Here is a 23,361-nt window from a genome sequence, read left to right on the forward strand (position 1 = left end):
GTTTTGGGTAAGGGAGACAAACAAAAAGACCGTACACAGTTATCCTTAAGAACAGAAATAAGCAATCAAATGAAAGAATTGAATCGGCTTTTGCTGCAAGTATTGCGGGTGACGCTGCGTTCAATGGGTCTGACCGGCGAAGCGCCGGCGGCTTCCTGTCTGCCTTTATATGAGCGCTGGCTGGAAGAAAGTATCCGTCTTTTAGACAGCGATTTTAAAAGCGGTGAAACGGCCGCGGTTTGGGAAGAGTGGCATAAGAAGAAAAACGAATGGCTGAAAGATCCGGATATGAAAGCGCAGGCACTGCTGGCGGATACCGTCATTCAAGCTTTGCCTGACATTTTAACAGGCAAAATAAAAGCCACTGACGTGATGTTTCCCGATTCCTCAATGGAGCTTGTTGAAGGAATCTATAAGCATAATATTCTCGCTGATTATTACAACGATGTGCTGGCAAATGAAGCGTGTATTTACGTGGAAAATGTAATTAAAAACAATCCTGAGGCAAACATCCGTCTGCTGGAGATCGGAGCGGGCACCGGCGGAACGAGCAGCACACTGTTTAAAAAGCTCCGCCCCTATCAAAACCATATTCAGGAATACTGTTATACCGACTTGTCAAAAGCTTTTTTAATGCATGCCGAAAAGGAATACGGCGCGGACAATCCGTATTTGACGTATCAGCTGTTTAATGTGGAGCAGCCTGCGGCGGGCCAGGGATTCCATCTGAGAACCTACGATATCGCTATTGCCGCAAACGTGCTGCATGCCACCAAAAATATCCGGAAAACATTACGGACGGCAAAAGCCGTATTGAAAAAGGAGGGTTTGCTGCTTGTTAATGAACTGGGCGGGCATACGCCGTTTACACATGTTACATTCGGCTTATTAGAGGGCTGGTGGCTGTACGAAGACGAGGCGCTGCGGATTCCGGGGTGCCCCGGCCTTTATCCGGAAACATGGAAATCCGTTTTAATGGCTGAAGGTTTTCATTCCATTCAATTTCCGGCTGAAAACGAACGTCTGCACACCCAGCAGATTATCACGGCGAAAAGCAACGGAGTCATCAGGCAGAGCAGGGAAGCTTACACCGCGCAAAAGCGCCAATCAAACGTACCGCAAACATCCTCTGATCGTCAGCTCCCCATCAAACAAGCGGGAGAGGGGCTTTCGGAAAAGACAGCGGCTTTTCTGATAAAGGCTGCGGCAAACGTATTAAAAATGCCGGCAGAAGAGATAAATCCGCTGGCTCCTCTGGATGAATACGGCATTGACTCTATTCTGATCGTTCAGCTGACGAATGAGCTGCGGGATCTCGTCCCTGATATCAGCAGCACGCTGTTTTTTGAATACCGGACGATAGAAGAGCTTGCCGCATTCTTGGCTGAAACGAAGGAGCGCGAACTGCATGCGCGATTTTCTGAAGAAGTCCGTCATATTGAAGCGGTATCATCCGGCTCTTTGCTTGAAAAAAGCACAGAGTATCTGAAACAGATCGTCAGCGCCATCTTAAAGATGCCGATTGAGGACGTTCAAGCCCATACGCCCCTTGAAGAATACGGAATCGATTCCATCTTAATTGTACAGCTGACCAACCGCGTGCGGGAAGACATACCTGATATCAGCAGCACTTTGTTCTTCGAGTATCCGACAATCGGCGGATTAGCGGAATATCTCGTCAGCTCAAGACAGGATGATATGGCTGGGATTTTCAAGACAAATAAAGAAGCCGAAAAGGCGCCGCACACATTACAGAAAAAGCAAAGCCGCAAAAAAAGCGCCGGATTGGCGAAGCGCCAAGCGGCATCTTTTTCTGAAAAAGCGCCGCCCGCTTCCGAACCGCCGTCAAAACACCTTGAAGTGGCCATTGTCGGTCTTGCCGGACGGTATCCCGGAGCTGAAAATGTTAATGAGTTCTGGGAACGGTTAAAGACCGGTGAACACGGAATCACCGAAATTCCGAAAGACCGTTGGGATTGGCGGGACTACTATGATGAGACAAAAGGTAAGGAAGGCCGGATGTATACAAAGTGGGGCGGCTTTTTAACAGATATTGATAAATTTGATCCGCTGTTTTTTAAAATCTCCCCGAAAGAAGCGGAGCGCATGGACCCGCAGGAGAGACTGTTTCTGGAAACCGCTTATGCGGCCCTTGAGGATGCCGGATATACCCCTGATTCACTATGCGCCGGTAAAAAGGTTGGTGTCTTTGCGGGTGTCATGAACGGCAACTATCCGACAGGGGCCCACTACCACTTTATCCCGAACCGCGTATCCTATGTGTTTGATTTTCACGGTCCGAGCATCGCGGTCGATACCGCATGCTCCTCATCCTTAACCGCCATTCATCTCGCCGCAGAAAGCATCAGAACAGGTGCATCTGAATGCGCGATTGCCGGCGGCATAAACCTGATTACAGATCCGGTTCATTATATCGGACTTTCTTCTATGAGAATGCTGTCACCGTCAAACGCGTGCAAAGCGTTCGGTGATAAGGCTGACGGGTTTGTTGACGGAGAGGGCGTCGGCTGTATCGTGTTAAAGCCGTTGAAAAAGGCTGTTGAAGATCATGATCATATATACGGTGTCATTAAAGGAAGCGCTCTGAACGCCGGCGGCAAAACGAACGGGTTCACCGTTCCGAATCCGAATGCACAAGGAGAAGTGATCGCAGAGGCGATGGAGCGGGCAGGGATTGATCCGAGAGCGATCAGCTATCTGGAAGCCCACGGCACCGGCACTTCCTTGGGAGATCCGATTGAAATCGCAGGGTTAACCAAGGCTTTCCGACGCTATACGGATGCAAAGCAATTTTGTTCCATCGGTTCTGTTAAATCCAATATCGGACACCTGGAAAGTGCGGCGGGCATTGCTGCGGTCACCAAAATTCTTCTTCAGATGAAACACGGATATCTGGTGCCGTCGCTGCATTCAAAGCAGCTGAACCCGGAAATTGATTTTGAAACTTCTCCTTTTATCGTGCAGCAGGAAACGGCGGAATGGAGACGGCCGGTCATAGAATCTGAAGGAGTAACACGGGAATATCCGAGAATCGCGGGTACATCTTCTTTCGGAGCGGGCGGAGCAAATGCCCACCTGCTGATAGAAGAGTATGAACCGGCTGAAATGACTTCGACAGACACCGGCCGTCCGGCGCTTTTTGTTTTATCGGCAAAAGATAAAGACCGCTTGCGCGAGCGGGCTCTGTTGCTGTCGGATGCCGCCGGAAACGGAACAATTACAGATGCGAACCTGCTTGACGCGGCATTTACCCTTCAAGTCGGCAGGGTCCCGATGGAAGAACGGCTGGCGATGAGAGCGGACTCTGTTTCTGAATTGGAACAGAAGCTGACTGCTTTTCTGAATCATGCTGGTTCCGTAAGCGGGGTGTTTACGGGCCGGAGTGATAGTGCTGTCACGGAGACGGAAGGCACAGTCAGTGATTGGACGGAAAAACATCAATTTGACAGTCTTTTGAATGCCTGGGTTCACGGGACGCCCGTCGATTGGGCATCTTTATATAAAGGCGCGCTGCCGCATCGTATCAGTCTGCCGTCTTATCCATTTGCAAAAGAAAGCTACTGGATGAAGCGGGCAGAACAAAAAACAGGAACAACTGATTATGTGCATCCTCTCCTGCATGAAAATACGTCAACCTTGGCGGAGCAAAGCTATCATACTTCTTTTACAGGCCGGGAACACGTTTTCCACGATGTGAGAGGGGAGCGGGTTCTGTCGGCAGCCGTTTATTTAGAAATGGCGCTTGCGGCTTATCATCATGCGGCAGACAGCTCTGAAGAAAAAGAGATATGGATCCGAACAGCGGCATGGACTGACCCGATTACCAGCGGACATCACGGTGCGGGCGTCAATCTCTCCCTTCTGTCCGAAGACGAGGAAGGCATCCGTTATGAAATATACAGTGGCGAAGAGAAGCTGCATCATTATGGAATCATCGGGCAAGGGAACATACAGCCATCCCGCGTGCTTGATATTGCCTCCTTACAAAAAGACTGCCGCCCGCTGTCATTTGATTATGAAACACCAGGCACATCAGGTGTAACGATCAGTAAGGAGTTCCGCACCGTTGAAAAGCTTTATGCGGGAGAAAATGCGGTTTGGGCGAAGCTTGCTCTCACAGATGAAAGCGGTCGTAATCCGGGATATCATCTGCCGCCGGAATTTCTGGACGCAGCTTTTCATGTCCTGGCAAAAACGGAGCCGTCATTCCATATCGTGCCTGAAGCGGTTGAAGAGCTGCGCGTCATGCGTCCGTGCTCATCCGGCATGTGGATGTATATTAATAAAAAGAATCAAACCGGCTGTAACATTCAATTTTGTGACGAAACCGGCACTGTCTGCGCAGAAATCAAAGGGGTGAGCATGAGACAGCCGTCTCAGCAGGGTCACGGGCAAGAGGAACAATCCGAGATGATGATATTTGAAGAAATATGGACGCAGCAGCCTCTGAAGAAATCCATTCATGAAGAGCTGAAAACGGTCATCTGTTTTCTTACGGGAGAAGCTGCCAGAAAGCATGCTTATCAGTCTTTACAATCCCTTTATCCGGGAGCCGGCGTGTTTTTTATTTCACAGGGTGAGGAAACTCAAAAGCTTTCAAACACGCATTATCAAATTAAAATCACTGACGGACAAGCATATCAAGAAACGTTTCGGCATATTGAAACGGCTGCAGGCAAAGCGGATGCCGTTTTATATGGATGGCCGCTTGAAGATGCAAAGGCCGTGAAAGACTATTTCATTCTGTATCATGTGATCCGCGCAGCTGCTTCTTTGCGTTCTAAACCGAGGCGAATCCTTCTTTCCGCTCAGTGCGGGACCGATACCGATATCAGTTACGCCGAGTCATGGATCGGGCTGGAACGGTCGCTGAAACTGATCCTGCCGGAGTCGGATACGGCCGCGGTTTATTTTGAACAAAAAGGACCGTTTGAAAAACTGATCCATAACGTATGTGAAGAGCTTCACAGCGAGTCGTTCCGCAGTGTCATGTACAGTGGGGAAATTCGTCACGTCATGGAAATGAAGCAGACGGATATTGCCCCTGTTGAGAAGCGTGTGATAAAAAGCGGGAAAACGTACTTGATTACCGGCGGATGCGGGGGATTAGGCTTGTTATTTGCCGGATATTTTGCTGAAAAAGGACCGGTTACGCTCATTTTGACGGGGAGATCAGCGGCAGGCGGCCCGGTGCTGAACAAGATAAAGAGATTGGAAGAATCAGGCGCCAAGGTGTTTTACGTGCAGGCGGATGCCGCAGATCAGGCTCAGATGGAGAAAGGTTTGCAAGAAGCGAAAGAGAAAGGATGCGGGCCGATTCACGGTGTCATTCACGCTGCAGGTCTTCAAGGCACTGAAAGCATTCTGGAGAAAGATCTGCAAACCTTTCAGCAAGTCTTATCGCCAAAAGCGGACGGCACCGCGGTGTTAGATCAGGTTCTGTCACGGGAGCCGCTTGACTTCTTCTGTTGTTTCTCTTCTTCTTCAGCGATTTTAGGAGACTTCGGTTCTTGTGACTACGCGATGGGGAACCGCTTCCAAATGGCTTTTGTCCGTCATCGGGATAAACTTGTGAGCCTCGGACTCAGAAGCGGCAAGTCACTTGCAATCAATTGGCCGCTTTGGAAAGAAGGGGGGATGCATGTCGGCACGGCGGAAAGCACCGATATGTATTTAAAATCAAGCGGACAGCGTTATTTATACACAGAGGAAGGACTCGAAGCTTTTGAAACATTGTTGGTCCAGCCGTCCAGCCAGTATCTCGTCCTGGCCGGTTTTCCGTCGAGGGCCAAACGCTTCCTGCAGATAGATCAAGGCGAACGGCCGATTTCGGGTTCTGTAAACAGGAATGTCCCGTTTTCAGGAAGGCGGAGTGAAATGAAAGGCTTCACGCTGGAAGAATGCGTAAGCTGGGATGTGAAAGAACTGGCGGCGGGGCTTTTGAAAATAGACAAGAACAGACTGACGGACGCTGACAATCTGGCTGATTTCGGCTTTGATTCTATCAGTTTGGCGGAATTCGCCTCTTCTTTGTCCGCTCACTACGGAATTGAAGTGACACCGGCCCTGTTTTTCGGACATTCCACACTGGAGAAGGTCGTCTGCTATTTTCTGACGGAACACAAGTCCGTCATGGAGCATGTCTATGAAGAAAAGAAACCTGAATCCGCAGATCAATCTGTCTTTGAAAAGGCAGGAACGGAAAAGCGAAAGAAGCAGTGGGGAAGAAATAAGCTGAATGCCGGAACCGAGGGCAGTCAGGCAGCTGATTCCATTGCCATTATCGGCATAAGCGGCCGATTTCCTCAGGCGCGCACGGCGGACGAGCTGTGGGACATTCTGTTTCAGGAAAAGGATGTTGTCGCACCGGTCGCAAAAAAAGGCTTCACAAGTTCAAAATGGAAACTCGGCGCTGTCCCGGGGGCGGACGAATTCGACCCTTTATTTTTTGAAATATCGCCGAGGGAAGCTGAAACGATGGATCCGAAGCAGCGGCTGCTTCTTCAGGAAGCGTGGAGGGCCCTTGAGGACGCCGGCTACGGCGCCAGTCACATCAGGCAGCAGACGATCGGTATGTTTGTGGGGGCGGAAGAAGGAGATTATCACCTTTTAACACGGGACAAAGGCAATGTCACGTCTCATCATAACGGTATTTTGGCGGCGCGGCTGGCTTATCACTTGAATTTATCCGGTCCTGTGATGGCGATAAATACAGCATGTTCTTCGGGGCTCGTTTCTGTCCATCAGGCGGTATTAAGCCTGCAGAATAAAGAGTGCACAACAGCTGTTGCGGCCGGGGTGAATATCATGAATACCCCGGACTTTTTTGAAACGATAGATAAAGCCGGAATGCTGTCGGAAAACGGGAAATGCTTCGCGTTTGATAAAAGGGCTGACGGCATGGTTCCGGGGGAAGCGGCCGCGGCGGTTGTTCTTAAGCCGCTGAGAGAGGCGGAAAAAGATGGTGATCCGATTTACGGGGTGATTCGGGGGAGCGGCATCAATTATGATGGGAAAACAAACGGAATTACCGCTCCGAGCGGCGTCGCGCAGACCCGGCTGCTTACTTCCGTTTATGACCGGGGGCGTATCAACCCTGAAGATATCGAATATATCGTCACACACGGTACAGGTACAAAACTCGGTGATCCGGTGGAAATTAACGCGCTTTATGACGCATTTTCTGCCTATACAAACGAAGAAGCTTTTTGCGCGCTCACATCAATTAAAACCAATATCGGCCACACGTTTGCCGCGTCAGGCATTGTCAGTTTGATCAGTCTTTTACAGGCGTTTTCCCGTGAAATGATTCCCGCCAGTCTGCATTGCAGCGGGGAAAACCGCTATATCAACTGGGAGAAGAGTCCTTTTTATGTGAATAAAACGGGTAAACCGTGGCCTTCTCTGCCGGGTAAAAACCGAATGGGGGCAGTCAGCGCATTCGGGATGAGCGGAACAAATGCCCATATCGTTATGGAAAGCTATAAGCGCAATGCTTCACCTCATCGTGATGCCCCTGCATATTTACTTACTTTGTCTGCAAAAACAGAGGAGGCCCTTCAGGAAAAAATCGAAGATATGATCACTTGGGCGGAAAATGGCGGACTGAAAGAAAATGATCTGGCCCAGCTCAGCTATACGTTGTTAAAAGGACGGCATCACTTTAACCATCGCGCCGCCATCGTAGTGCAAGATGCTGATGACGCAGTGTATGTATGGAAGCAGGCAAAGCTTAATGAACATCATCCTTATGTGTTTTCGGGAAAAGTACCGCAGCACTTTGCAGGCCGTCAGCATATTCAGGAGCACATAATAGAAGTGCTCGGCAAGTGCAGCGCCTCATATTCTGACCATAGAAAGTATCAGGAGCTGTTATGCGTGCTGGCAGATTTTTATTGTCAAGGTTATGAAATCGAAGGGGACTTGCTTTATGGCGGACCTTTGCCGCGAATCGGCAATTTGCCGGGCTACCCGTTTGCCAGACAGACGTATTGGGCGTCCGATCGTCTTCAGAGAGAGCTTGAAAGCCGGAATTCAGCTGAACGTGAAAAGCTCCACCCGCTGCTCCATGCGAATACATCGACCTTTACCGCCCAGCGCTTTACTTCTGTTTTTTCAGGGCATGAACCGTTTTTTGCCGATCATATCGTCAATGGAAAACCGGTGCTTCCGGGCGCGGCTGCTTTAGAAATGGCCCGGGCCGCCGTTACGCTGGCTGCTGAAGACCTGCCGGGCGGGAAAACGGGTGTCCGGCTCAAACAGATCGTTTGGCTCCGGCCGGTGACGGCGCTTTCTGAAGGAGTGACGCTTCATGTGAAGCTTCAGCCGGAAGAAAACGGAGACATTGCTTTTGAAGCGTATGCCGAAGGAGAAGAGCCGCTTGTCTTTTTCCAGGGAAAGGCCGTGCTCGAAGAGACGGAGCGTGCTCCTGTTCTCGATGTGGAAGCGGTTCAGGCGCGCTGCGGCGGCCGTCACTTGACAAAGGCTGAGTGCTATGAAGCATTCGACAGCCTCGGCATCACCTACGGACCGTCTCATCAGGCGCTTGACGCCGTCTATGCCGGAAGCGGAGAAGTGCTCGCAAAGCTCACTCTTCCGCCGTCCGCCCGCGAAGAAAAGGAGCCGTTCATCCTGCATCCAAGCATGCTGGACGCCGCCCTTCAGGCTTCTATCGGTCTCGTGCTCTCAGACGGTTCTGCGTCCGGACGGCCGTTCCTGCCGTTTGCCCTCCGGGATATGCAGGTGTTTTCTGCGTGCCGTGAGACGATGTGGGCGGTGCTTTCCTCAGAGGACGGCGCCTATCATATTGAGCTGTGTAATGAAAACGGTGCGGTATGTGTCCGATTGACGGGGCTCACCGCCCGTTTTCTGGAAGAGGAAACGGAGGAAAAACCGCTCTTGCTTCAGCCGGAGTGGCGGGAATCACCGCCGGATGAAGGCGGCGGACAAGAAGCGTCTTTCAGATACGTGACGCTGTATGGCGGAATGAACGCTGAGGACATAAGCGGCGCCGTATGTGCGGCTGACGGCGAAGGTCCGATTGAAGACCGTTATGACGCCTGCGCGGCGGAGCTGTCAGCGATCGTCAAGCGTCTTATCAAAGAAAAACAGAAGAAAAAAACGCTGATCCAGCTTCTTGTCCCCGACAGGGGGGAAGACAATGTATTGGCAGGGCTGGCCGCTTTCCTGAAAACAGCTCACCTTGAACATCCGAAGCTGTACGGCCAAGTCATCCAAGCCGATCCGGACGAGTCAGCATCATCGCTTCTTGCCAAGCTGAAAGAAAATCGGGCGCACCCTGAACAAGCGGAAATCCGTTATGAAGCCGGCAAACGTCTCGTCAGAAACTGGCGTCATCTGCCGGCCCCTCAAAGCGGCACCGTTCCGTGGAAAGACGAAGGGGTCTACCTCCTCACCGGGGGAGCGGGCGGCATCGGCCTGATTTTCGCTGAAGAAATAGCCTCCCGCGTCAAAAACGCCGTCCTCGTATTAACGGGGAGGGCGGAAGCGCTTGATGAAGACCGCTCCGCCCGCTTACGGCGCTTGGAAGCGTCGGGTGCCCGCGTATTTTATCAACCGGTTGACGTGACAGACAAGGCGGCGGTCATCGCCCTCGTCCGCGGCATACAGGAGGAGCATGGAACACTCGACGGGATTATTCACGGCGCCGGCGTGATCGCTGACAATTACATTCTGAACCAGACAGAAAACGAACGGAAGGCCGTCATGGCGCCGAAAGTGAAAGGGCTTATCAATCTTGATGAAGCAGCGAAAGATGTGCGGCTGGACTTTTTCATCCTGTTTTCTTCCTTGGCGGGAGGCATCGGAAATCCGGGGCAGGCCGGTTATGCGGCAGCCAACGCATTTATGGATGTTTATGCAGCCCGCCGGAACCATCTCGTGCGGGACAACGAGCGGAGCGGGCAGACTCTGTCCGTCAACTGGCCGCTTTGGGAAGAGGGCGGTATGCGTGTGGACAAAGAGACCGAACGGCTGATGTACGAACAGACCGGAATGAAAGCCATGCGATCGGCATCAGGCATCCAAGCGCTTTACGCCGCTTTTGCCTCCGGAGAACACCAGGTCATGGTGGCAGAAGGCGACGAAAAACGGATTCGCAGCCATATTTTCGATCTGGGCGAAGAACAAAGCGCCGCCGGAAAAGCTCCCGCAGTGGCAGATGCAAGAGATCTGAAAGATCAGGTTCAAGAGAAACTAAAGCGGCATGTATCAGATCTTTTAAAGGTAAGCATGAAAGATATTGAGGCTGACAGCGAACTGACGGAATACGGATTTGATTCGATCATTTTCACTGAATTTACAAATCTATTAAATCGGTCTTATCAGCTTGAGCTCAGCCCGACTATCTTCTTTGAATTTCCGACATTGCGCAAACTGAGCGGCCATTTGATATCTGAATGGAAAGAAGCATTCAGCGGCTTAGAAAGAGAGAGTTTAAAAACCGCTCCAAAAGCCGGAATAAGAAAAGCTGAAGCTCCGGCGGCCGTTCATGTCAAGCGGGAAACGCCCGTGTCCGTAAAAGGAAAATCAGAAGAAAAAACCGAACCGATAGCCATTATCGGAATCAGCGGTATTTTTCCGCAGGCGAAAGACATAGATGAATTCTGGACACGTTTATCAAAAGGGGAGCATTGCATCACAGAAATTCCCCGAGATCGCTGGGATTGGCGCGAATATTACGGCGATCCGGCAGCGGATGCAAATAAAACGTCAATTAAATGGGGCGGTTTTATAGATGGAATCGCCGGGTTTGACCCGCTGTTTTTCGGGATATCTCCGAAAGAAGCTGAAATGATGGATCCTCAGCAGCGTCTATTAATGATGTATGTGTGGAAAGCCATTGAAGACGCGGGGTACTCAGCAAAACGGATTGCCGGAACAAAAACCGGCATTTTCACCGGCACATTGGGAAGCGGATATCAAACCTTAATCAATAAGGCGGGTCTTCCTCTCGAGGGGTATACGATGACCGGAATCGTGCCGTCCGTCGGGCCGAACCGGATGAGTTATTTTCTTGATATCCACGGGCCGAGCGAGCCGGTAGAAACCGCTTGTTCAAGCTCTTTAGTCGCCATTCACCGCGCGGTAAAAGCCATTGAAACGGGAGATTGTGATATGGCGGTCGCAGGGGGCGTCAACACGATCGTCACGCCTGAAGGGCATATCGGTTTTCAAAAAGCAGGCATGCTCAGTGAAGACGGGCGCTGCAAAACATTTTCTGATCAGGCTGACGGTTATGTCAGAGGAGAAGGTGCCGGCATGATTGTCTTGAAAAAGCTTTCAGAGGCAGAGCATGACAGGGATCACATCTACGGCCTCATCCGCGGAACAGCGGAAAATCACGGCGGACGCTCAGCGTCACTTACCGCGCCGAACCCGCAGGCTCAGACGGATGTGCTGAAAAGCGCTTATCAAAAAGCCGGTATTCACCCGTCAACGATCACTTATATAGAAGCGCACGGAACAGGAACGGCACTCGGAGACCCGATTGAAATCAATGCATTGAAAAAAGCTTTCCAAACAGACGGGGCTCCGGGCGGATATTGCGGGATAGGCTCAGTGAAGACAAATATCGGACATTTGGAGCTCGCGGCAGGCATTGCGGGCGTTATCAAAGTATTGATGCAGCTGAAACATCGGACGCTCGCCAAAAGTCTGCATTGCGAGAACATCAATCCCCATATCAAATTGAAGGACAGCCCGTTTTACATTGTGACAGAAACAAAGGAGTGGGAAGCGCTGCGTGATGAAAACGGCCGGGTCCTGCCCCGCCGGGCGGGTGTAAGCTCATTCGGTTTCGGAGGCGTCAATGCGCATATCGTTATTGAAGAATACATGGGCAGAAGTGAGACGGAACAGCAGGAAACCCGTGAGAAAGCGTCATCTCTTTTTGTTTTGTCGGCTAAAAATGAAGAGCGGCTGAAAGAAAGAGCGCGTCTCCTTCGCGATTTTATCCAAAACGGATCATTCCGCCATATCGATCTTGCAGATGCCGCATACACACTGCAGACCGGACGGGATGCGATGGAAGCGAGGCTGGGAATCATTGCAGGCTCCGCAGAGGAACTGACTGAAAAACTGAACGCGTTTCTGTTGGGAAAAAACAGCGAAGATATCATCAGCGGCCGTAAAAAACGCGAGAATAACACGATTTCCATGTTCTCAGACGATGAAGACGCCGCTGACCTCGTCAGCGCCTGGCTTGAGAAAAAGAAATACAAGAAAGTGCTGCGGCTCTGGGCAAACGGATTTGACACAGATTGGGAGCAGCTGTATACGGACAGTAAGCCGCGCCGCATCAGCCTGCCCTCCTATCCGTTCAGAGCAGACCGCTATTGGGTGCCGAAACGGGAGCAGCTGCCGCTTTCGAATCAAAAAACAGTATTATTGCAGAAAACATGGGAGCCTTGCGAGGCAGTGTCTTCATCCGAGCCATTCAGCAAAATAGCGCTCATCGTTTCCGAGGATACAAAAGACCTTGCCGCCGAGGTGAAAAAACAGCTGAATGATGCTGACATTGTGCAGGAAAATCAGCTCATCTCTTTCTTACAGGGTCCGAATGCGGCCGTCTATTCCGGGTTTATTGACTTCACCGGCTGCGGCTCCGGACAAAAGCGTCAGGACATCAGCTGGGTGGCATCGCTGCAGCAGCTGATTGAATACGGCCGCGGACAAGAAAACATGAAAATGCTTTATCTTACAAAAGGGCTTGAATCCTTCAAAAATAAGGCGGCCGCTATGCATGGTATTGAAAAAGCGGGGCTTTATCGCATGCTGCGGCATGAATACAGCCATATTCTCACCTGTCACGCCGATACTGATCCTGAAGAGCCGCTGGAGCAGACAGCCGCTTTTATTAAACAAGAAATTGAATCAGACTTAACGGAGTCTGCTGTTTGCTATAGGGAGGGTATGCGCTTCAGTTATGTTCTTCGGCAGACTGATCAGATTGAACCTGAAGCCGTGCAAACAGACCGGACTGTGTTTCCAAAAGACGCCGTCCTGATGATAACCGGAGGAACGCGCGGTCTCGGCGCTTTATGCGCCAAGCATTTCGTTTCAGCGTATGGTGTGAAGAAACTGCTTTTGACAGGCAGAAAGGAGCTGCCGCCGAAAACCGAGTGGGATCTTGAGCAAACAGACCCTGTCGTTTCGGAAAAAATACAGCTTATCCGGCAGCTGGAATCACAAGGCGTAAAAGTGTGCGTCTCAGCAGTTGATCTGACGGATAAGCAGGCCGTCGGACGGCTTATAAAAGAGGTAACCTCAACGCTCGGACCTGTCGGAGGTATTCTGCATTGCGCGGGAATTGCGGACCGTGAAAACCCTGCTTTTCTCCGCAAATCCAAAGACAGTATCGCGCGGGTGCTCGCCCCGAAAGCAGACGGTCTTCACAGTCTGTATGAGAGTGTAAAGGATGATGCGCCGGCATTTTTCGTCCTGTTTTCATCTGTCTCGGCAGCCGTCCCGATTCTTGCGGCGGGTCAGAGCGATTATGCGATGGCTAATTCTTACATGGACTATTTTGCAGAAAACAATAAGAGCGGCATCATCAGCATACAATGGCCGGCATGGGATGAGACGGGCATGAGCAGGGATATAAAAAGCGGGATGTATCAGCAAACGGGATTGCTGCGGCACTCTGACGCAGAAGGTCTCAAGATGCTTGATTACATTTTAAGAGAAAAACCCGGAGCTGTCGTGCTGCCGGCACAAGTGAAACATGATTGGGACATCAAAGCGCTGGAAAACGCTAAGCCAGCCGCTCATAAAGGAATGAAAGCAGCTTCCAAACCCCCTGAAACCAAAAAACGGGGACATAACCGGACTGATATTCAATCTTGGCTGAGGTCGCTTTTGGCAAAAGAGCTGAGTATCGATGAAACGCATATGGATATCGATGTGCCTTTTCAGGAATACGGAATGGATTCTATCTTTCTGGCGCAAGTGCTGACAAAGATCGATCAAAAACTGCCATCCGTTTCAATTGATCCGACTGTCCTTCTGGAGCATCCTACCATTGAACAGCTCGCGGATTATTTAGCTGCACATTGTCCGGAAGCTTTTTCGGCAGATACAGCAGTTTCCGCGGAGAAGGTCCCTTTGCAGAAGATGCCGAAACGGAGCAAAAAAACGGCAGATAAGCCCGGGAAACGGGGAAAGGTTGCGATCATCGGCATGGCCTGCCATTTTCCGAAAGCGGGGGATATAAAAGAATTTTGGAAGAATCTCCGCAGCGGAACGGATGCCGTCACTGAAGTTCCGCCGGACAGATGGGACACCGGGGAACACTATCAGCCGGGTGAATATCAAGAAGGAAAAAGCATCAGTAAATGGGGCGGTTTTATTCACGATATTGATCAATTTGACCCGGAGTATTTTAATATTTCAGAAACGCTGGCACCGATGATAGACCCGCTGCAAAGGCAGTGGCTCGAGGTGAGCGCGGAAGCTTTAGCCGATGCCGGTTATCAAAAAGAGGATCTCTGGGGCCGCCGTATCGGCGTTTTTGCCGGTGCAAGGGCAGGTGCGTTTCATCAGAAATTTCAATATTTGCAAAAAGACGCGATTATTGGCGCGGGGCAAAATTTTATTACCGCACACATGGCGCACATTTATAACTTTACAGGGCCCAACCTGGTCGTAGATACAGCTTGCTCCAGTTCGCTTACGGCAATTCATTTGGCCGTGCAGGCTATTCAAAATGGAGAAGCGGAAGCGGCCTTTGCGGGCGGGGTTGACATTTTGCTTGATGAAAAACCTTTTCTCACAATGAGCGCGGCGAGAATCTTATCGCCAAACGGCCGTTCAAAATCTTTCGATGCCGATGCGGACGGAACAGGAATCGGAGAGGGCTGCGGTGTGCTGATGCTGAAGCCGCTCGAAAAAGCGATAGAAGACGAAGATAAAATATACGGCGTTATTGACGGCTCTGCGATAAATAATGACGGCAGCACAATGGGCGTGACGACGCCGAATCCCCGGGCGCAGCAGGACTTGATTGAGCAGGCGGTTCAATCAGCGGAAATCGAGCCGGACACCATGACATACGTAGAGACGCACGGAACCGGTACATTGATCGGCGACCCGATTGAATTAAAAGGATTAACCAATGTCTTGTCTGCTTATTCCGATGAAAAACAATTTTGCGGTGTAGGAAGCGTCAAAAGCAATATCGGCCACTTGCTGAGTGCGGCGGGCGCGGCGGGAATCATCAAAGTTTTGCTGGCGATTGCCAATGAAGAACTGCCGCCGACTTTGCATTGCCATAAACCGAACCCCCGCTTTCAATTTAATGATTCTCCGCTTTATCCTGTGCTTGAGCTGAAGCGGTGGAACGGAAAAAAAGAGATACTCAGGGCCGGGGTCAGCGCGTTCGGTTTGGGCGGGAATAACGCCCATATCATTGTCAGCAACGAAGGAATTCCGAAAGAGCGAAAAGCGGCCATGGAACCGAAAGGCGGCCAGACAGTATACCGGAAACAGCGGTATTGGCCTGAAAAAGCACAGTTGTCGTCCGAAGCGGAAGAAAATAAGGCGGGCACAGAAGCAATGTTTGAAATAAGCGAGGTGTGATAGATTGGCAGTTGCCACCGATCAAGTCAAAACGTTCCTGCAGAAAATCAGCCATACGAATTATATCGTCCGGGATCATCGCGTTCATCAAATCCGCGTCCTCCCGGGCGTGACTTTAATAGATATGCTGTATCGGCTCGCCGCCGGGTATCTCGGTGAAAGGCCTATAGAATTAAGACAGATTATTTTTAAGCAGCCTGTTGTAACATCTGAAGAGTTTGATAAACACCTGTATGTCACCTTTACGCCGGCACGTGACAGCTGGAAAGTTGAGATCACTAGCGAAAAAGCAAAAAACGGCACACCGCTTGGCGGAAACCGGGATGAGAATATGGAATGCCAGCTTTATTTGCAAGAAGACACGCCCCGGGCAAAAGAACTGAATATTGAAGCGTTCATGAAAAACGCAAGCCGAAAATGGGACATGCATGACATTTACGGAATTGCAAGAAGAAGCCATATTGAGCATGGCGAGTTTATGAAAAATGAAGGGGCCGTTTATCAGCTTCAGGATAAAGAAGAATTAATGGAGCTCACTCTGAGTGATTTGGCTGAAGGATTCCGGGAGAAATTTAAGGCGCATCCGGCTTTTTTAGATGCGTCCACCCTTGCCGGCTCTTCCTTTGCATTGTCGGCCCAAAAGCAAAATGACACACCTTATATTCCTTTTATGATCAATCGTTTTTGCATGTATCAGCCGTTTCCGAAAACGATTTACACTTATTCTATGAAAAACAGCCGCACTGAAAGCGGCGTATCAGATAGCGAACCTGATGTTTATTCGGCCGACTTCACGATTTACGACAGGGCAGGGAATGTATTGGCCGAATGTGAGAAACTGACTGTAAAAAGGGTCAGACAAGCGAATATGATTACCCATCTGATAGACAAAGAGAAGCCGCCTCAGCAGAACAGAAGCGGCCGTGGAGAGCCCGAAAGTCCTGTGGCCGCAGAAGACGTGTCTGAACAGCAAACGCCGGAACAAAACATGGTGACTTACATAAAGTCGGAAATCGCCAGGCTGATCAATCGTCCGGCACAGGATATTGATGTGCGGAAAGGCTTTTATGATATGGGGCTTGACTCGGCGCATTTGCTGAAGCTTGTAAAGATATTAGAGCAGACTTTTCAGCAGCAGTTTTATCCGACACTGCTTTTTGAATATTCATCTGTCCGCCGCCTTGCGGATTACCTTATCAATGAAGCGGGCTGTGTGCTGAAAGATTCGGCCGAAGAACGGCATACATCAGATGCTGACATCGCTGATGAGGTTCTGTTTTTTGAACCCGCCTGGAAAGATCATCCGCTGGAAACGGCGGTGCAGAACGGGCAAAAACACACCCGTCATCTCATTATCGCTGCCGATGCAGAACCCCGTCTCACCGGTGAACTCGGCATACATTGCCCGGAAGCGGAAGTGATAGAACTGAAAAGGGAGCATGAGGCTGCAGATGAGCAGTTTGGAGCAGATGCCGAGCGTATATTTCGTATGCTCAAACGGGAACTGACAGACCATCCGAAAGAACATACATTGATTCAGCTTGTATGCGCCGTTGAGAATGGAGCGGCATTGTCTTCCGCTCTCGGGGCTATGCTGAAAACGGCACATCTGGAAAATCCGGCTCTTCGCACTCAGGTGATCACCTTCTGTGACAAGAATGAGAGATTGCCAAGTGAGACGGCCGCAATCATTAGAACAGAAGCAGACTGCTCTTATGCAGGCTGCACAGACATTCGGTATAAAGACAATATGCGGCAGATCAGATTGTTCGAACGTATTGAGAAACTGGACGGGCAGACACAGTCTCCTTGGAAACAAAACGGCGTATATGTCATTACAGGAGGCCTCGGCGGTCTTGGATTTCTGCTTGCCCGTCACCTTGCAGAAAAAGAAAAGGTGAAGCTCGCACTCATCGGCCGTTCGCCGCAACAGTCTGAGAAGATCAGCAGACTGAAAGCATTGGGAGCAGAAGTTCTTTACGTTCAAGCGGACATCGGCAGCAAAGCCGAAACAGAGCGGGCATTTGCTCAGATTACAGAAACCTTCGGCCGGCTGACGGGTATTTTTCATTGCGCCGGTGTTTTAAAAGATCAATTTATCATCCAAAAAGACAGTTCTGACTTGAAGCAGGTGTTCCTGCCGAAAATCAGCGGCCTGATTCATGCGGACGAAGCTTCACGGCATGAACCGCTTGAATTTTTCGCCGTATTTTCCTCATTCTCGGCGTTGGCCGGAAATGCGGGCCAGACAGATTATGCCGCAGCGAACGCTTTTATGGATGAATATATGAAATATCGCGATTGCAAAGCGGAAAAAGGCGAACGGAACGGGGCTTCTATGACGATCAACTGGCCGCTTTGGGAAGATGGCGGCATGCAGGTTGACAGCTTGACGAAAGAGATCATGAATGATGCAACAGGCACCAGCCCGCTACCGGCCGGGGAAGGGATGGCTGCACTTGAATATATGCTGCGACTCGGCAAGCTGCAATCCGTTATTTTATACGGGAAAGAGCCGGCTGTAACTGAAAGCATGAGCCGATTGGGTCCAAAGGGAGACAAGAACGGATCTTCATTATCCAACGCAGCTGTCAAGAGAAGAAGCCGAAAACAAGAGAGACATACAGAAGAGCACGATATTGCCGTAATCGGATTGGCGGGAAGATACCCGCAGGCGGGAAGCATTGATGAATTTTACCAAAATCTGCGCTCAGGTAAAGACTGCATTACAACAATGCCGAAAGACAGATGGAAAGGTTATTCTTTCTCATATGAAGCAGATCAGTTCTACCGTTACGGAGGATTTTTAGATCGCATAGACAGCTTTGACCCGCTGTTTTTCAATCTGACTCCGCGCCAGGCTGAAATGATGGACCCGCAGGCGCGGCTGTTTTTAGAGACGGCTTGGGAAGCTTGTGAAGATGCCGGTTTTTATCAGGACAGAACGGCGCGCGGGCCATCTTCACAAAAGAGAAAACGCGTCGGGGTATTCGCAGGTGTGTTTTGGAGCCATTATGAGCTGTTCGGGGCTGAAATCACACAGCGGGGCACACCGCTGTCTATGGGCGTGACGCCTGCCTCTGTTCCGAATATCGTGTCTCACTGCCTGAACTTTACAGGGCCGTCAATGGCTGTTGATACGATGTGCTCTTCTTCGCTCACATCCATACATTTGGCATGTGAAAGCATTAAAAGGGGGGAGTGCGAATTCGCCATTGCCGGCGGTGTGAATGCGGTCACACACCCGCATAAATATGCGTTTTTGGCGAATGCCGGATTTCTGTCTTCAGAAGGCGTCTGCAAAAGCTTCGCCGCCGGCGGTGACGGTTATGTGCCGGGAGAAGGCGTCGGCGCGGTGTTACTGACAACCGTTCAAGAAGCGGAAAAGATGGGCTTTCCGATATATGGCGTCATAAAAGGCTCCGCTTTAAACCATGTCGGAAAAACATCCGGTTTGACAGTGCCTGATCCGGCATCACAGGCAGAAGTCATTACAGATTCTTTTCAGAGTGCCGGCGTTGATCCGGAGACATTGAGCTATATTGAAGCCCACGGAACAGGCACGTCTTTGGGTGATCCGATTGAAATTGAAGGGCTGAGCCGCGCTTTCCGCAAATGGACAAACAAGAAGCGGTTTTGCGCCATCGGCTCTGCCAAATCAAATATCGGCCATTTAGAAGGAGCCGCCGGGGTCGCCGGATTAACAAAGGTGCTTTTGCAGCTGAAGCATGGAGAAATCTTTCCGTCATTGCACGCGGACACGCTGAATCCCCATATTCCGTTTCCGGACACGCCGTTTTATGTGGCGGACCGGCTGGAAGAATGGGAACGGCCGTCACATTCTGAGCAGCCGAGAAGAGCGGGTTTAAGTTCTTTTGGCGCCAGCGGGAGCAACGCCCATTTTGTCATAGAAGAATATCTGCCGCCGCAGACTGAAAAGAAATCGGTAAATATACGGGAAGACGAGCCGGTTCTGTTTCTGCTTTCGGCAAAAAATGAAGAACGCCTATTAGAATATGTAAAACGGTATGTCCGCTTTTTACGGGAAAAAGAAGTCAACCTTAAAGACCTGGCCTACACGCTTCAATCTGGCAGAGAAGCGATGCCTGAACGGCTGGCATTTATCGTTACTTCCGTTTGCGGTCTGCAAGCGAAACTGAAGGATGTGCTTGAACGGAAAACAGAAATTGAAGGATGTTTCCGCGGACGTGCTCAAGGTGATATTTCATCAAGTGGAATGGCCGAGCTGTTGAAAAACAAGCAATATTCCAGATTGCTCACTGAGTGGGCAAAAGGAGCCGCCGTTGACTGGAGCCTGTTATACGAAGGAGAGAAGCCGAAACGGGTCAGCCTTCCTGTATATCCGTTCGCGAAGGAGCGGTATTGGGTGCCTGTGCCTGCGGATATCCGGAAACAGACAGACGAACTGGCGGAAAACCAAAAGATCATTCTTCAAAAAGACTGGAAGCAGCAAGATCCGGCGGAATCTGAAGCGTTATCAGGAACAGTAATGATACTTGCAACGGATAAGACGCGCCGATTGGCCGATGCTCTTTTTAAAGGAAACGGCCATATTGAAACGGTCTGCTTCATCCATCAGGCAAAAGACGGCGCCGATTATTACGCCGCCGCATCGGGGCGAAACCTTTACGGCAGAGTGCGGGAGTCTCTTCAAAACAAACAGATACTCGGGGTCGTCGACATAACCGCATATGATGCGGAATATGAACGGAAGGAAGAGATAGAACACGGAAAGCTTGCCTTTTTACAGCAGGCTCTTGAATCATTCCGTCATAGCGGCGCTGTGTTCAGCCAAGTGACACACCGCCTCCAGCCTTTCAAGGAAAGTAAACCTCTGATGCAAGGGGCGAAAACGGCGGGGCTGTACCGGATGCTGGGCGCTGAGTATGCCAACATTCATTCTTTTACGATAGATAGCGATTATGCGATTGAGCATACAGAAGAATTAAGCAGACAGATTGAGACTGAATTTTTACAGCCGCGGGCCAAAAGCGGCAGTGAATGCTGCTACAGGCTGAATCGCCGTTATGTGCCGTTTCTGAAGCAGGGTATGAATGTTTCGGCGGCGCCTGAGCTTTCCTATTCGTCTGATGATGTGCTGTTAATAACGGGCGGATCGCGCGGGATCGGCGCAATTGCGGCGGAGCATGCCGTTTCACGCGGATGCAGGAAACTGGTCATCATGGGGCGGGAGCCGCTTCCCGATTCCTCAGAGTGGGCAGACATGAAAAAGAACGGCATTCTCCCGGAAAAAGCCGAGCGGATGCAGAGGTTAGCCGAGCGGGGCGCGGAGATCCGTTATTACAGCGTTTCTCTTACGGATCAAAAGGGGCTCCGGAACATGACGGACAGCATCCGCGGCACGATGGGACCGATTACCGGCGTTTTTCATTGCGCGGGTGCAATGGGAGAACACCCCGCTTTTTATAACAAAACCGAAACTGAAATCGAAAGCGTTTGCGCGCCGAAAGTAACAGGGCTTCGCGGTCTCTATGAAGCCGTTCAGAATGAGCCGCTGTCGTTTTTTATTTTGTTCTCATCCGTTTCGGGTCTGATCCCTTCGCTTGCTGCGGGGCAAAGTGACTACGCGATGGCTAATTCATTCATGGACTCTTTTGCAAATCATCAAGCAGGTAAAGGAAACGTGTTTGTTAAAGCCGTTCAATGGCCCGTCTGGAAAGAAACCGGCATGGCTGAAGGCCTGCCGGAAACACCTGCTTATCAAAAATCAGGACTTTCCAGGCTGTCTGCCGAAGACGGACTGAAGTTTTTAGATTACATCATTTTAAACGGACAAAGCTGCGGAATTCCTTGTGTTCCAGAAGACAGTGAGGCTGATTTTGGTGATCTTCTAAGGGTGAAGAAATCTGAAGCTCCCGTGAAAAAAAGCACTGCAGGTGACCAAAAGGTGAAGGATACGATTCGTCAATGGGTGCGCACCGTCTTTAGTGAAGAACTGAAAATGACGGATGAGCAGATAAAAGATGATATGCCGTTTGATGAATACGGGATTGACTCAATACTCTTTGCGGAATTGGTTCAATCACTGCAAAAACGGATCAGCATAAAGTTAACACCGTCCTTAATGCTTCAATATCAAACGATTACAGAAATGGTTGACTATTTCGCAGCGCATCATGAAGCCGATTTTGTGACAAAAGAAAATGGTTTCGTTCAAGACAGGGACGTACAGCTTGATTTAACCGCCGCTGCTGAAGAGAGAACATCCATGAAGCCGAAAGCGGATACCGAAGACGATATTGCCGTCGTCGGCATGTCCTGCCGTTTTCCGGGGGCGGGCGGAACGGATGCTTTTTGGGAGCTGCTGATGAAAGGAAACACCGCCATCCGGCCTGTCCCCGCAACGCGCTGGCATGCAACAGCACATGCAAAGGATTATGCGGGGTGGATTGATGATATCGACATGTTTGATGCGGGCTTTTTCGGCATCTCTGAAAAAGACGCGGCAATTATGGACCCGCAGGCGCGGATCATATTAGAAGAAGCGGTTCATTCCGTTTATGATGCCGGGTACGGCCAAAAGGATTTATCGGGCCGGAAAGTCGGCGTGTACATCGGCGGCAGGGCGCAGCCTTCAGCCGGTATGGAACATATCCTGCAGGCGCCTAACCCGATTTTGGGGGCGGGACAAAACTATTTGGCGGCCAACATTTCACGATTTTTGAATGTCACAGGGCCGAGCCTTGTCGTGGATACAGCATGTTCCTCGGGGCTGATCGGGCTGTCCTTTGCAAAAGACGCCCTTTTGGCCGGAAGGATTGACGCGGCCTTAGTCGGTTCGGTGAGTCTGCTCTTATCTCCGTCCGCGCACCGGTTATTCGGAGCACGCCATATTTTAAATGAGAACGGCGTGTTTCATATATTCGACCGTGAATCAGCGGGAGAAGTGCTCGGAGAAGGAGCGGGGGCGGTTTTTATCAAGCGATTGAGCGATGCGGTGCGGGACGGAGACCGTATTTACGGCGTCATAAAAGCCGTCTCGGTAAACAATGACGGCCGGACGCTCGGTCCCGGTTCACCGAATATAAGAGCGCAGAGAGACGCCATTCAAACTGCGCTTGACATGGCGGAAAAGTCGCCCGAAGACATTGGATATATAGAAGTGAACGGAGGCGGTTCCCCAATCGTTGATTCGGTGGAAATCAAGGCGCTCTCAGATGTCTATCAGCTGAACCGGAAAACGCTTCTGCCCTGCCGGATCGGATCGGTGAAACCGAATGTAGGGCATTTGCTTCTGTCTTCAGGTCTTGCGGGCTTCATCCGATGTGTGCTGAGCGTCTATCATAAGCGGATTCCGCCTTTCTTATCAGCGCGTGAGCCATTTGAACATTATGACTTTGAAGCGTCGCGTATTCATTTTAATCGTGAACCCGTTGATTGGCATTCAGAGAAGAAACCCCGCGTCGCAGCTCAGAGTTCATTTCCTGACGGCGGGACAAATGCTCATATCCTCGTTGAAGAATACAGAGGTGAAAGGCAGCGGGAACATCACCGGGCGCCTCAGCCGCCGGAATTCAGAAAAAAACACTACCCGCTTTTGGGCGGCTGGAACAGCACGGAGAGTGAAACGGAAAAAACAAATAATGAAAAAACAGACATTGCGGATCTTTTAAAGAAATATGAGAAAAAAGCAGAGACAAGCACTGCACCTGCAGACTCGTTTTGGCAGGTGACAACGTGACGTTTTTAAAAGGGGACTAA

At 50.5% G+C, this 23,361-nt stretch carries 2 protein-coding genes; both read left to right on the plus strand.

All coding sequences use genetic code 11. The features are described from left to right. Nucleotides 1–3: 3 nt before the first annotated feature. Nucleotides 4–15,618: an SDR family NAD(P)-dependent oxidoreductase gene (locus CXL14_RS11825; RefSeq protein ID WP_101287805.1), complete on the plus strand. Its 15,615-nt coding sequence runs from the start codon at nt 4–6 to the stop codon at nt 15,616–15,618. Between the two features lie 4 nt (nt 15,619–15,622). Next, a complete protein-coding gene (locus CXL14_RS11830; protein ID WP_088056465.1) occupies nt 15,623–23,341 on the plus strand; it encodes a type I polyketide synthase in 7,719 nt (2,572 codons plus the stop codon). Nucleotides 23,342–23,361 lie beyond the last annotated feature (20 nt).

Source organism: Bacillus sp. SJ-10 (genome assembly GCF_002843505.1).
GTDB classification, from domain to species: domain Bacteria; phylum Bacillota; class Bacilli; order Bacillales; family Bacillaceae; genus Bacillus; species Bacillus velezensis.